We start from the raw sequence: 13,814 nt of genomic DNA, 5'->3' as shown, positions 1-13,814 counted from the left end.
TCTCCCACTTATTTTATTCCTTATCGCTTAACTCAAGCGTTAGGCTGTGCAAAATCTAACCTTGAATAAGCGGTATGTTATCTCATCACTGGCAAAACATCATGCATCGTGTGCTCAGCAGTCAATGCGGTTTATGTCGCTTCCCGATTCAGGCTACCGCTCAACCCAATGCTCTGCGTTGGTGTGATCACTGTTATCAATATCTTACGCCAGTAAAACGCTGCCAACGTTGTGGATTGAGCTTAAAAGCTGAGGAAGCGAATATAGAGAGTATTTGCGGCGAGTGCCTCTCCGAGCCTCCACCGTGGCAACAACTATTTACCTTGGGAGACTACGACTTTCCGCTGTCTCGAGAAGTACAACGCTTCAAAGATCACGGACAAACATGGCATGTTCACGCTTTAACGCAATTGCTTGCCCAGCGCATTTCAACTCCCGCTCCGCTTATCACCACAGTGCCATTGCACTGGCAACGCTATTTGTATCGAGGCTTTAATCAGAGCGACATACTGGCGCGACATTTGGCTGGTCACCTTAATGTGAGGTTTGATAATCACGTGTTTCGCCGCGTAAAACACGCCCAGTCACAGCGTGGGCACAAGAAATCCAGCCGAGAACAGAATTTAAAAGGCGCTTTCACCTTAAATCAGCCACCAAAGTATAACCACGTCGCAATCGTAGATGATGTGGTCACGACGGGAAGCACGGTTCGACAATTATGTCATTTACTACTTGAAGTTGGCGTAGAAACCGTCGATATTTACTGCATCTGCAGAACCCCTGCTCCTGGTGCTGTCTAGATCGCTTCACCATGCCTTAGCATCAAAAAGACTAGACCCATACGTCAACAGGAGTAGAATAGCAGCAGTAACCTACAAAATTACTCAGGTATTCGTCGTGTCAAATATTACTATTACAGAAACTGCGCAAACGCATTTCGCTAACCTTCTAGGCCAACAGCCAGAAGGCACTAACATTCGTATTTTCGTTGTGAACCCAGGTACACAAAACGCTGAGTGTGGCGTATCTTACTGCCCACCAGAAGCGGTTGAAGCGACCGACACTGAGATCCCTTACGCAGGTTTTTCAGCTTACGTGGATGAGCTAAGCCTACCTTTCCTTGAAGACGCTGAAATCGACTTCGTTACCGACAAAATGGGTTCTCAACTGACATTGAAAGCACCAAACGCAAAAATGCGTAAAGTGTCGGACGATGCGCCACTTGTTGAGCGTGTAGAGTACGTTATCCAAACTCAAGTTAACCCACAGCTTGCTGGCCACGGAGGTCATGTGAACTTGGTTGAGATTACTGAAGCAGGCGTAGCTATCGTTGCATTCGGTGGCGGCTGTAACGGTTGTTCAATGGTTGACGTAACACTAAAAGAAGGCATCGAGAAAGAGCTACTAAACCAGTTCGTTGGTGAGCTAACAGCAGTTCGAGATGCAACAGAACACGACCGTGGTGACCACTCTTACTACTAAGAGCTTATCGTCGGTGAAAATGGGAGGCTTTGGTCTCCCATTTTTGTATCTGAACAATCCATTAAACACGTGAGATTCTTCGTCACACACGACCTCTTTCAAGGTTATCGAGCGAACACTGCCGAAGCGATGAAATCAAACTAGCAACTCTTGCAGAGTTCTCATATATTAAGAATCTTACGCACCTTACAAAAGCCAACGACACCAAGGAGTCAGCGCCATGTCGAAAAGGACCCCACCAGAGATTCTCTCTTGTCAGACGGTCGCTCGATCAAAACTGTTTGCTGTGGAAGCCCTCGACCTTCGCTTCTCCAATGGCGAGCATCGCACTTATGAGCGCATGAAGCCAAGTGGTCGCGATGCCGTAATGGTTGTACCGGTAACCGAGCAGGGCGATTTACTGTTGGTACGTGAATACGCTGCTGGTACAGAGCGTTACGAACTGGGTTTTCCTAAAGGTCTTATCGATCCCGGTGAAACGCCACATCAGGCCGCAGACCGCGAACTAAAAGAAGAAATTGGTTTTGGTTGTAAGGAACTCACCCCGTTAAAACAAGTGATCCTTGCTCCTTCTTATTTTTCGAGCAAGATGACGCTGTTTCTAGGTCAATCGCTATACCCTGAAAAGCAAGAAGGTGACGAACCAGAGCCGTTAGAAATTGTGCGCTGGCCACTCGCACAAGCCGAAGAGCTATTAACGCATTTGGACTTCTGTGAAGCACGAAGCATCACGGCGTTAATGTTGGCACTGAAACACTTACCAAACACCACTCACAACAACAATCAATAACGGTGTAAACCGAAAATATTGTGAGTAAGGACTATCACCTATGCCAATGACAAAAGATCTATCTCACCTGCTTCCTCAAGTTATCGAAATTGCCCGCAGTGCGGGACAAATGATTCTCGATATCTACGAGAAAAAGCAATATGAAGCGTATACCAAAAGTGATGAAACACCGGTCACAAGCGCCGATATTGCCGCGCACAAACTCATCACTGAACGTTTAAGTGAACTGACACCAGACATCCCCGTGTTGTCTGAAGAAGCCGCCGACATCAGCTTAGAGCAGCGCGCACAATGGCAGCGTTATTGGTTGGTCGATCCACTAGATGGCACACAAGAATTCATCGCACGCAGTGGCGACTTTGCGACCATCATTGCATTAATTGACAACAACAAGCCAGCGATGGGCGTGGTGTATGGGCCTGTTTCTGGCGTCACGTATTACGCATACAGCGGCAAAGGTGCGTGGAAAATCCCAGACATGTCTGAAAGCGTGAAAATCCACACGCACAAACATGAACAAGCAGGACAAAACATTGCCATTGCTATCAGCCGTCGCCAAGACATTAATCGCATCACCAGCCGCATGAGTAGCGCTTGGAATTACGACTTAATTCCTCTCGGTTCTGCAGCGTTAAAAGCGTGTTTGGTGGCGGAAGGAGCGGTCGATTGCTATTTACGTTTGGGCCCTACTGGCGAATGGGATACAGCAGCAACGCAATGCATCGTGGAAGAAGCGGGCGGACGCATTCTCAGCACTCACCTCGAACCTTTGTCTTACAACGAACGGGAAACGCTAGAGAACCCGAACTTTATCGTGCTGGGCGATACGAATTTGCCTTGGGATGACATCCTGCAACGCAAAGATTAAGTACTTATACTTGCGTAACTCAACTTGTATCATTAGGCCGTGAATTCCGTTCACGGCCTTTTCTTTTTCCGCATGAGCAGCTTTAACAGTATTTGACCTACCATATACCTAAAGCTAATTAAACTGCACAAAATCACATAATTCCATTAAAATACAAGCACTTAAACAATATGTTTTGTCCCTCGTTTATTTACGTACAGCGAATAGAGGGTTTGGCCTACTATGATCCAAAAGCAAAAAGAGCTGCACATTGGCAGCTCTTTTCTGTATTACGTTGGCTTAAAATTAGAATCTGCCTTTGTAGTCAAACTCGTATTGGCCTTGTGCGTTTGGCTGTCCAAGCCATTTCAACTGCTCCCCCATGCTTGATGGGAAATCTGCGCCAGGTTTAAACCACGCTTTCGTTGAATAGCGTTGATTCGGCATCAGCTCCGCTGAAAACGCCGAGGAAACTTGCTTACTGGTTTGCTCACCTGATGCAGTTAGCACGCTATCTTGGCATTTCAAATCAGCAATAACAGGGCCGAGCTCTAAGCTTCCCACTGGACTTTGAATGCCACTGGCACTCCAAACCAATGTGCCTTCACCAGTTTTACACCACGGAGCTGCGTAAGTCGCATGACGAATGTTCAACTCCAGCTGGCCATCAACACCAACAGGCACCGGCAGGCGCGCTTGTTCGACGGCTTTCGATGCAGGGATCGACACAACCAAATTTTCTGCGTAAGGGCCATCGCTGAGACTGTAACCAACTAAACCTCGACCGCGAATGTTCATATCGCTGCCACGCCCAAAACGTACCGAAAATTCGGCTTTGCCGGTAAATAAGCTAGACCATTGGAAATCCCAATTCACTTGCCCTAGATTTTGACGCTGCCAACGCACGCTAGAAGCCTGACCTTGCCAAACGGAACCGTGAGCACCTTGTATGTCTAGCCCTTTCACAGTGGGGGCTTGCTGGAGAACCCAAGAAACAGGTAACCCCATGATCAAGCTAACAGAAAAACAAACGATAAAGATTACAACGTAAAGTACTGCTCGCTTCACCTTAACCTCGCTTAAATTGCAGACGGTTCACATCAATCATGCCCGCTTGGTCTGTACGATCGATGTCTAAAAATTCAACTTCAATGCCTTGCTGCTCTTTCAAATAGCGTAGCCAATCCACCAATTGGTTGAATGCGAGCGGTTTAATCCACACTTGCACACTGTCGTTGCGTGGTTGCACACGAATCAGTTCCACCTTAAAACGGCGCGATGATGAAGAGACAAGTTGGTTAAGTGGCTGATTGGAAAAACTGACACCCCCGCTTTTTCTCAATGCGGTAATGTCATCAGCTTTGTCTTGTACCCATGTAAGCAATTGCTTTTCACTTTGGATACGAGATTGCGCCAACTCTGCACGTTGGCTCATCGGCTGCAGCAGCCCCCAGTAAAGAATGCCAAGGATGGCGAATGCACCACAGCCCAGCACAAGTCGTTGTTCACGCTGAGAGATGCCACTCCACCAAGCTTGCGCTTGAGAAATTAAATTCTTCATCATCACCTCACTGACGCTTCAACACAAAGCTACCCATCACAACGTTATCGCTGCGATTAAGCTGACCTTGCTCAACATTAAACTTCTCAGCCAACTTCACACGTGCCTGCTCAAAAGGCTGGAAGTCTGAGCTACGTGCGTGAATGCGCACTTCACCACGTTGGCCGTCATACTTAAAGCTGGTGATTTCTAGATCTTTCACCTGACCAAGCGTTGCAGGCAAGGCAGCAAGCCAAGACAACATCGCAACATCTGTTGAGCCACCAGATAAACGGCGCTCTTCATCCGTCATTTGGCGCTTTAAGTAGCTTACGGTTGGAATTCGATTCTTGTTTGGGAAAACCTGACGGAAAATACGTTCGCTTTCTTCACGATAGGCTTGTGCTTGCGCCTCGTACTTGTGGACGACGAGAAGTTGCTGAGCCACGACCACCACTAACAAAACGCCCGCAGCGATAGCCGCCTTTTGCCAAACTTTCCAGTACTTACCCCAAGAAGACTTCGGCTTAAACTCGCCAGTTAACAGGTTCGTTTTACTACTCACGACGCCTTTTGCGAGCAACGCCATCGTCATTTCTTCTGGCTTAGGAACCCATACACTCTCAACAGTCGATTCTGGCACGGAACTGTAGCATTCGAGTTGCCAACCTTCATGATTTTGCAGATAAGAAGAGAGATAAAGGTCCAGCCACGCCGAATCCACCACCGCGCCTTCCGTCTCTGAGTGACGAATTAGCCATTGCTCACCAATCAGTGCCGCACTGCTGTTGTCATCACTGACAGGCAATGCCAATACATCTGGCAAGATGCGTTTGATGGTCAACCCTTGGCTAGCAAAATGCTGTAGCACGGTTTGTACCCATGCGCGCTCGACCGCACACACTTGTGCTTTATCCGCTTGCTTACCCAATACGGTGAAGTGCAAGCTATCCACATCTTGCGCGACTTCATCTTCAATCAAATAAGGCAACATGCTGTCGAACTGACGTGTTGCACCAGGCGGAATGTCCACCTGAGTTAACACCACATCATTACTCGCTAGTAAAGCGATGACTTGGCGCTGGCCGGCATACGATACCAACTCATCCAAGTGTTCCCATCCGGCAAGTTCACCGCTGGCAATCACTTCCTGTTGTTCTGTCGACCACACCACCCAAGGAATGGTACTTTGTTGTTCGCTACTCAGCCGAACGGTCAGAAACTCGCTCACTGATCCCTCCAAAACGACGGCGAACGACCGTCACCGTTTCTCTATTTGTACTTTGCAAAAGGCTTCGGATACGTACTCGTGAATCATCCACCAACACTTGTGCATCCAATTCGAAGAAGGAGCTATCCACTCCTAAATAGCCTTTGGCGTTTTTCTTTACATCATCGCTCAAGCCAGTTAATTCTGACTCCGCTAGAAATTCGTCTACGCTGTCCCAACCATCGAAGGGACGTTTTTCTATCAGTTGAACCGCGTCGCTGCTGCTCAAGTTCGGTGAAAACATAGCGACTAAAATCGGCGCTTGTTCTACCTCTATCGTGTTGACGTTTAAACGCCAATCATCACTTGGGATCGCACATATCAAGGGCTCAATTTTTTGATAAATTTCACCACTCACTTGATATACCGCGCGCAGTTCAGTTTTGTCTGCCATCCAACCATTAGCCGCTAAATACGAAGGTTTCATCGATTCGTAGGTGCTGTCTTCCACCCCAGTGGTTGAACGTACTGTGCTGTCTGAATCAATGTATTCCCAAGTGGAATCGGCAATCACTTCCGCTTGATACGGCTCTACATCCGACTCTTCCAACAAACGCTGCAGCACTTGAACCAAATATGGTCGAGTGGTTTGTTGTCCGGTCGGCTGCACTCGACTTAACACATTGAGGTTAAAGCACGCTTGCTTGTCCCAAATACGTCCTGCAGCTTGACCATAGTCCAATGGGTACACTTGTTCTTTAATCGCCCAAGGTTGGCTGAGGTTGATGGTATCGCTGTCTTTGTAGCTCTGCTCGATACCCACTTCAGCCAAGGCTTCAACACCAACACTGTACCAATATGCTTGCTGGTAATGGATTTGGTTTGAACCGCGCTGAAACTGTAAAAACAGACGTTCAGACATGGTGGCAGCAATGGTCGCCATAATTGCCAACAGCATCAGTACAATAATCAAAGCAACACCGCGCTGACGATTAGCCATTGTTGTTGCCCTCCGATGCTTTGTTTCTTTCACTTTCTGCAAGCTTGCCATCTGGCGTTAGATACGTGCGCGCAATTTCACCGTAATCCTTCAACTTCAAGACAACTGAGACAGCTTTCGGCAACTCTTTATTGCTGTCCCACTCTTTCTTCCACTGTTTACCGTCATAAAAACGCATGTCGAAAGATTCCACCTGCGTCAGCAACGGAGTGACAATGCCTTCCTGCCCAACTGGGGTATCTGGATAACGCCACCAAACACGCTGCAAGGTTTCTTCTTTAACGCGATAGCCCACTTTAGTCACTTCACCACGCGGGAACTGTTGCTGCGGGTTATGCCAACCCACACGTGCAAACATTAGGCCTTTCGCGTCGGAATCGAGTAAATAATCCGACCAAAAGATCAGTTGCCCGGCAGGGTCTTCGCCGTTGGTACGCGTTTGACGCAATGCCATTTGGCGGAAGTCGTTATCCATCATCACCATGGCGCGTTGCAGTTCATTCAAACGCTGAGTTCGCTCTTGCGACAACTCGTTACTGCGCTGAACTTGCGACACCACTTGGTATGCCGCCACACTCAAACTGGCAAAGATCGCTATCGACACCAGCACTTCAATGAGTGTAAAACCTTTTGCTGCACGGCGCTTATCTGCGCGATTGGGTTTACTGCGCCACATAGCTTCTTACCGTAACAACTGGACTCGCGTTTTTCGCGGTCGCGACACTTACATCAAATGCTTTCAGCAATGGCTGCGTGGTAGCTACAGGCGTGACTTTCCAATACCATGTACGCCCTGCTAGCTCTTCGGTACCATTCTTGGCTTTCAGCGCGCCAGTATCTAGCATCACATTCGCCATTTGGTTATCCACAACCATTGCTGCAAACATCTTTTCTTCTAAGTAGCTGACTGTGTTGATGTGTTGACTCACTGAGCGAATCACACTGATCGCCGCGGTGGCAAAAATAGCCAGTGCAACCAACACTTCAAGCAACGTCATACCTCGCACTCGGCGACGGTTTAAGTTTGGTTGAGTTTGCTTAAAATTGCGCATTCGCATCCTCTTCCACTTCTTCACTTGGCGCTACCAACAGAATTTGCCCACTCTCTTTTCCGATCACTCGCCAACCATCGTTAAACGCATCGCCTTTTTGTGGAAAAAAAGACAAGGTAAACGGCGTGACTTCTGCGCTCGAGAAAATGAAGACTTGCGGTGGTTTCACTTTCTTTTCTTCAGTTTCGTCGGCAAACATGTCTTCAAACAGTGAACCCGGCTCAAACAAACGATCGTCTTTATCCCAAGCACCGCCACCTAGATCCAATTGCAATGCAATGTCATCTTCTAATTTGGTTTTGCTTGGAATTTGCTTCATTTCTAGCGGCTTCCAGCCTTCAGCGGTCAAGCTAAGCAGGGTGTAGGTCTTTTTGGTATCGTCGACACGCACACCAAAATCTTTACCGCTGAGTACGGCTTCTTCGTTAAGCAACTGCAAACGCTGAAAGAAACTTTGCGCGTATTGTTTAGAGAGGTCTTTTTGACTGGTAGGCAACGTAGTGATCACCGCCACCGCGGTAAGAGATAGCAAAACCAGCACCAATAGGATTTCTATTAATGTAAAACCGTTATGTTTTCGCATTTGTTTCATTAGTGCTGGCTTGCGCTCATTTTATTGGAAGTCTTGCATGTTCCAGTTGCCAATATCCGCTGCTGGACCTTCACCGCCCTCTTGACCATCCGCACCTAGAGTGAAGATATCAATCGTGCCGTTGTCACCAGGGCTTAGGTATTGGTATGCATTACCCCAAGGGTCATTTGGAAGACGCTTGATGTAACCACCATCACGGTAGTTGCGCGGTTCTGGGTTAGAAGGCTTAGTAACCAATGCGTCTAGACCTTGGTCTGTCGTTGGGTACACGCTGTTGTCTAGCTTGTACATATCCAACGCGTTCTCTAACGCCACAATGTCAGTGATCGCTTTTTGTTGGTCTGCCTTTTCTTTGTTGCCTAGCAAGTTTGGAACAACAAAACTTGCCAAAATACCCAAGATAACAACAACTACCATCACTTCTAACAGTGTGAAACCGTGTTGCTTACTACGCTTAAATTTCATTTTTTTCTCCGAAAGTTAGATTCAAGCCACGTCTTAATTTAGACACGCCTTAATTCGAATATTATCCGCTCATCAAGTTATTCATTTCTAGCATCGGCATCAAGGTCGCCATGACAATGAATAACACCAATCCAGCCATTAATGCGATCAAGGCAGGAGTGAACACTCCCAACGCAATATTGACCGTAGATTCAAAGTTTTGGTCTTGGTTGTCCGCCGCACGCGTCAACATGCTTTCTAACTCACCACTCTGCTCACCACTGGCGATCATATGCAGCATCATCGGTGGGAATAGACGGGTTTGATCCAGAGCTTTACGCAAGCTTGCCCCTTCACGGACGTTGTCTGCAGCAATCAACACTTGCTGCTTTACGTAACGGTTTGACATCACATCAACCGCCACTCGCATCCCTTCAAGAATTGGGATCGCACTTGAAGTACAAATCGACAAGGTACGAGCGAAACGAGCGGTATTGAGACCTTTAGAAATCTTACCGACGAGCGGCAAGCTGATGATTTTTCTGTCCCAAGACAAGCGAAAATCTGGTTTTTGCAACGCCAGTTTTAAGCCATAAAAACAAACTACTAGCACAACAAAGATAATCAGCCCCCACTCTTGGACGAACTCACTAGCCGCCAGCAAAAATTGCGTCGACTGTGGCAGCTCTTGCCCCATTTGAATGATCGGCTCGATGATTTTGGGTACCACGGTCGCCAACAAGAACGAGACAATCGCCACCGCAAACACCACTAACACGACAGGGTAGATCATCGCTTGCAACAGCTTAGAACGCATTTTCTGACGGTTTTCGACGTACTCTGCCAAGCGCTCTAAAACCGTATCAAGGTGTCCAGATTTTTCACCCGCGGCGACCATAGAGCGAAACAGTTCGTCAAATACGTGTGGATAATCACCTAGGCTATCTGCCAATGGGTAACCTTCGGTGACTTTGGAGCGAACTGCAGCGATCATGGTGCGAATTCGTGGCTTTTCTGCTTGTTCAGAAACTGCTCGAAGACACTCTTCAAGAGGCATACCTGATTGAACAAGTGTGGATAATTGACGCGTGATCAGAGCCAGTTCAGCCGTTTTGATACCACGTTTGAAGCCCACTGAGCCTGAAGACTTAGCCGCCTTTGCTTTGGCTTCCACGACCTCAACAGGGATCATTCCTTGTTCTTTCAGTCGTTGGCGCACTTGACGAGCGTTATCCCCTTCAATCGTGCCTTTTTTTTGTTTGCCTTTTGCATCCAGCGCTTTGTATTCAAATGCTGCCATTATGCTTCCTTCGTCACTCGCATCACTTCTTCAAGTGACGTAATACCACGACGTACTTTGCTTAGACCATCACTACGAATACTTGGCGTATGATTACGAACGGCTTTTTCCACTTCTTGCTCACCCGCTTCGCGGTGAATCAGCTCTTGAACCGTTTCATCGACAAGCACTAATTCATGAATGCCGGTACGTCCGCGATAACCTTTTTGGTTACACGCTTCACAGCCTTTCGCGCGATGTAGAATGAGCGATTCACTTTCTGCCATGCCAAACAATTTTTTCTGTTCGCTGTCCGCTTCGTAAGGTTCTTTACAGTCAGAACAAAGCGTACGAACCAGACGCTGCGCTAGCACACCAAGCAGTGAAGAGGAGATCAAAAATGGTTCAATACCCATATCACGCAGACGCGTGATAGCGCCAACAGCGGTGTTGGTATGCAGCGTCGACATTACCAAGTGACCAGTCAAAGACGCTTGCACCGCAATTTGCGCGGTTTCTAAGTCACGGATCTCACCAACCATCACCACATCCGGGTCCTGACGTAAGATCGCACGTAGACCACGCGCAAATGTCATATCGACTTTCGGGTTAACTTGGGTCTGGCCAATGCCATCGATATCAAATTCGATTGGGTCTTCCACCGTCAGAATGTTGCGCTCGTTGCTGTTGATTTCTTGCAAGCCGGCGTACAAAGTGGTCGATTTACCAGAACCCGTAGGGCCGGTCACCAAGATGATTCCGTGCGGGCGACCAATGAGGTGGCGGAAGTTGTCGTGTACCGAAGGAGTCATGCCCAAACTATGCAGGTCAAGGCGCGTTGCGTTTTTATCTAACAGACGCATTACCACTCGTTCACCGTGAGAGGATGGCATGGTAGAAACACGTACGTCGACCGCTCGGCCACCAATACGTAGCGAGATACGACCATCTTGAGGCACACGCTTTTCAGCAATATCGAGCTTCGCCATAACCTTCACACGCGACACCAATAACGGTGCAAGCTTACGACTCGGCGTCAAGACTTCACGCAGAACGCCGTCGACACGGAAGCGGATAGAAAGCGTCTTTTCAAACGTTTCGATATGGATATCGGACGCACCTTCTTTGATCGCTTCACCCAACATGGCATTAATCAATTTGATGATTGGCGCATCGTCTTCCGACTCTAACAAGTCCTCATCATGCGGTAGCTCTTCTGCCAACGAGAAGAAATCATCACTGTCGGCACCGATATCTTCCATCAATTGACGAGCTTCTGATGAATCACGTTGATACGCTTCAGTCAGCTTTTTATCGAAGGATTCTTTATCGATGGCTTGAGGAACGAAGCTGCGCTTAAGCACGCGACGTACTTCAACCAGAGCCGCAGGATTTAGCGGCTCCACGTAGTAAAGAATTGGAGGACGCTCAGGATGCTCAGTCTCCAAAACCAGTTTAAAGCGATTGGCAAAACTGAATGGCAGACGACGCATACTTGGCGCAGTGTCTAACATATCTACCATTAGTTCTTTTCCATTTGATCGATAAACGCTTGAATTTCAGCAGGATGCTTACGATCTTGGCCAAATGCTGGGATCACAGGGATCTTCTCATCTGGCATCAATTTCAAGCCTTGGTCAGCTTTGTAAAGCTGCTCTGCACGAATAAAGTTGTATTTGCGCTGAGTGATACCATCTGCGGTCATACCATCACGGATGATGGTCGGCTTAATGAAGACCATCAAGTTACGTTTTTCGGTTTGCGTGCTGGTTGATTTGAACAAGTGCCCCAATACTGGAATATCACCAAGCAGTGGCACTTTCGATTCACTTTCTAGTGCACGTTCATCAACTAAACCACCTAGCACCAGCATCTGACCATCTTGAATCATCACGGAAGTGTTAAGTTGGCGCTTCGCGAAACGAACGTCAACGGCACCATTGGCACCCAATACGTTAGAGACTTCTTGTTCGATATTTAGCTGAACAGAATCACCTTCGTTGATCTGTGGTACAACTTTGAGCTTGATGCCAACTTCTTTACGATCAACGGTTTGGAATGGGTTGTCGTTGTTTGAACCAGCAGTCGAGCCAGTAATAACAGGCACTTCTTCACCCACGATGAATGAGGCTTCGCCGTTATCCATCACAGTGATACTTGGAGAAGACAGGATGTTTGAGTTGGAATCCGAAGCAACCGCACTAATTAGCGCCGTCCAGTCACCCATCACGATGCTCATTGCGGCACCATTTACGCCGCCAAGAGCAGATGCAAGTGTTGAGTAGTCACCTTCTTCAGTGTACTGACGGTTTTCCCACTTGTTCGTGTCACTATTCCAGTAGCTTTCCGTTTTGGTAACGTCTTTCGCTTCTTCCAAACCAACCATGACTTGGCCAATTGGCGCACCTGTGTTGCCGTACTGGATCACAGCACCCGTTTCGAGTGACCCCCACTGAACGCCTAGGTTAATACCATCACCTTCGGCCATTTCAACAATCAAGGCTTCAATCAGAACCTGAGCACGGCGAATATCTAATTGAGAAATTACGTCTTGCAAAGCCATCATGATATCTGGCGGCGCAGTCAGAACAAGTGAGTTGGTTGCTTCATGAGCCGCAATCACGACTTCACCGCGTTGTGCACTGGATGCACCTTTTTGACCCGCTTGTTTTTCGGCTTGCAGGTTGTCAGAGACACCTTTCAGTACATCAACTAGGTCTTCTGCTTTTGCATACTTAAGGTAAACCACTCGGTTGTTACCTTTCGTTGCCATTTCTACGTCAAGTTGACGAATCAAACGTTTCAGGCGTGCACGTACTTTCGGATCGCCAGAAATCAGAATCGAGTTCGTACGCTCATCCGCGACGATTTTTGGCTCAAGAAACTCAGGCGTACTCTTTTGGTTGGTCGTTTTGTTCAGGGCTTCTACGATACGAACCATTTCAGCAGCCGAGGCATTGCGAAGCTCTACTAGCTCGATCTCTTTGTCACCAGCTTGGTCAACGCGTTTGATGATTTCTGCTAGACGGTTTACTACCGCTGCACGACCGGTGATCAGGATGATGTTGGCTGGATCGTAATGAACCACGTTACCCGCCCCAGCATTATCAATCAGCTGGCGCAATAGCGGTGACAATTCACGAACAGAGACATTTCGCACAGCAACCACACGAGTGATGACGCTATCGCCTTTTGCGCTGCCATCACCCATAACAGGGATTGCAGAGGTCTTAGAGTCTTTTGCTTTGATGACTTTGAGTACGCCGTTGTCCATTTCTACGACTGCATAGCCGTACACTTCCAACACGTTAAGGAAGAAGCTGTAATATTGCTCTTCGTTTAACACGTCGTAGCTGCGAACGTCGATTTTACCGCGCACCGAAGGGTCAACGATGATGGTCTTTTCTAAGTTACGACCAACAATGTTGATGAATTCTTGAATGTCAGTGCCTTTGAAACTCGCACTAAATTCATTTGCCATCGCGCCTGGAACGCAGAGTAGACTCCCTGCCAGTAACCAAGCACTTTTGCTAAACCAATGTTTCACGTATGTCTCCCTGAACTTACGCTGGTTGCCT

15 protein-coding genes are annotated in these 13,814 nt (G+C 47.8%); 4 read left to right on the top strand and 11 right to left on the bottom strand.

The features are described 5' to 3' along the window. The first annotated feature begins 74 nt into the window (after nucleotides 1–74). From NL646_RS15220 to cysQ, 4 genes are all read left to right on the top strand, one after another. The gene (locus NL646_RS15220) at nucleotides 75–800 is read left to right on the top strand and encodes a ComF family protein (RefSeq protein ID WP_140121030.1); all 726 of its coding nucleotides are present in this window, start codon (nucleotides 75–77) and stop codon (nucleotides 798–800) included. A 97-nt stretch (nucleotides 801–897) separates the two neighbouring features. Continuing rightward, on the top strand, nucleotides 898–1,482 hold the full coding sequence (gene nfuA, locus NL646_RS15215) for a Fe-S biogenesis protein NfuA (protein WP_005458964.1): 585 nt from the start codon (nucleotides 898–900) through the stop codon (nucleotides 1,480–1,482). A 220-nt stretch (nucleotides 1,483–1,702) separates the two neighbouring features. Next, on the top strand, nucleotides 1,703–2,272 hold the full coding sequence (gene nudE / locus NL646_RS15210; RefSeq protein ID WP_005459019.1) for an ADP compounds hydrolase NudE: 570 nt from the start codon (nucleotides 1,703–1,705) through the stop codon (nucleotides 2,270–2,272). Nucleotides 2,273–2,312: 40 nt separating this feature from the next. Then, nucleotides 2,313–3,140: a 3'(2'),5'-bisphosphate nucleotidase CysQ gene (gene cysQ / locus NL646_RS15205; protein WP_005458987.1), complete on the top strand. Its 828-nt coding sequence runs from the start codon at nucleotides 2,313–2,315 to the stop codon at nucleotides 3,138–3,140. Nucleotides 3,141–3,425: 285 nt separating this feature from the next. Here cysQ and NL646_RS15200 read toward each other — a convergent pair whose 3' ends face one another. The 11 genes from NL646_RS15200 to gspD all read right to left on the bottom strand — a co-directional run bounded on the left by NL646_RS15200 (nucleotide 3,426) and on the right by gspD (nucleotide 13,783). After that, on the bottom strand, nucleotides 3,426–4,187 hold the full coding sequence (locus NL646_RS15200) for a type II secretion system protein N (protein ID WP_021822200.1): 762 nt from the start codon (nucleotides 4,185–4,187) through the stop codon (nucleotides 3,426–3,428). A 1-nt stretch (nucleotide 4,188) separates the two neighbouring features. Beyond that, complete coding sequence (locus NL646_RS15195; RefSeq protein WP_253664452.1) at nucleotides 4,189–4,680, bottom strand: type II secretion system protein M; 492 nt, start codon at nucleotides 4,678–4,680, stop codon at nucleotides 4,189–4,191. A gap of 7 nt (nucleotides 4,681–4,687) precedes the next feature. After that, complete coding sequence (gspL, locus tag NL646_RS15190) at nucleotides 4,688–5,890, bottom strand: type II secretion system protein GspL (RefSeq protein WP_253664380.1); 1,203 nt, start codon at nucleotides 5,888–5,890, stop codon at nucleotides 4,688–4,690. Continuing rightward, nucleotides 5,859–6,869, bottom strand: a complete 1,011-nt coding sequence (gspK, locus tag NL646_RS15185) for a type II secretion system minor pseudopilin GspK (RefSeq protein WP_253664379.1) — start codon at nucleotides 6,867–6,869, stop codon at nucleotides 5,859–5,861. The genes gspL and gspK overlap by 32 nt, the downstream gene beginning before the upstream one ends. Then, nucleotides 6,862–7,545, bottom strand: coding sequence for a type II secretion system minor pseudopilin GspJ (gene gspJ / locus NL646_RS15180; protein ID WP_024703498.1), 684 nt, complete (start codon nucleotides 7,543–7,545; stop codon nucleotides 6,862–6,864). Before gspJ ends, gspK begins: the two co-directional genes overlap by 8 nt. Further along, a complete protein-coding gene (gene gspI, locus NL646_RS15175) occupies nucleotides 7,532–7,921 on the bottom strand; it encodes a type II secretion system minor pseudopilin GspI (protein WP_005478722.1) in 390 nt (129 codons plus the stop codon). Before gspI ends, gspJ begins: the two co-directional genes overlap by 14 nt. Continuing rightward, nucleotides 7,908–8,504 carry a type II secretion system minor pseudopilin GspH gene (gene gspH / locus NL646_RS15170; RefSeq protein ID WP_042761978.1) on the bottom strand — a complete coding sequence of 199 codons (597 nt, stop codon included), beginning with the start codon at nucleotides 8,502–8,504 and terminating at the stop codon, nucleotides 7,908–7,910. Before gspH ends, gspI begins: the two co-directional genes overlap by 14 nt. A gap of 30 nt (nucleotides 8,505–8,534) precedes the next feature. Next, on the bottom strand, nucleotides 8,535–8,978 hold the full coding sequence (gene gspG, locus NL646_RS15165; protein WP_005465191.1) for a type II secretion system major pseudopilin GspG: 444 nt from the start codon (nucleotides 8,976–8,978) through the stop codon (nucleotides 8,535–8,537). 61 nt (nucleotides 8,979–9,039) lie between these two features. Beyond that, complete coding sequence (gspF, locus tag NL646_RS15160) at nucleotides 9,040–10,257, bottom strand: type II secretion system inner membrane protein GspF (protein ID WP_017449057.1); 1,218 nt, start codon at nucleotides 10,255–10,257, stop codon at nucleotides 9,040–9,042. Beyond that, the gene (gspE, locus tag NL646_RS15155; protein ID WP_005496716.1) at nucleotides 10,257–11,759 is read right to left on the bottom strand and encodes a type II secretion system ATPase GspE; all 1,503 of its coding nucleotides are present in this window, start codon (nucleotides 11,757–11,759) and stop codon (nucleotides 10,257–10,259) included. Before gspE ends, gspF begins: the two co-directional genes overlap by 1 nt. After that, nucleotides 11,759–13,783 (bottom strand): type II secretion system secretin GspD, encoded by a 2,025-nt coding sequence (gene gspD / locus NL646_RS15150; protein ID WP_005496714.1) that lies wholly within the window; start codon nucleotides 13,781–13,783, stop codon nucleotides 11,759–11,761. The genes gspE and gspD overlap by 1 nt, the downstream gene beginning before the upstream one ends. Nucleotides 13,784–13,814: the final 31 nt, after the last annotated feature.

It is taken from the genome of Vibrio sp. Y20_XG_PY13, from assembly GCF_024181925.1.
GTDB lineage: Bacteria > Pseudomonadota > Gammaproteobacteria > Enterobacterales > Vibrionaceae > Vibrio > Vibrio parahaemolyticus.
The sequence above is the reverse complement of the archived record's forward strand: the minus strand, read 5'-3'. Positions and strand labels throughout refer to the sequence as shown.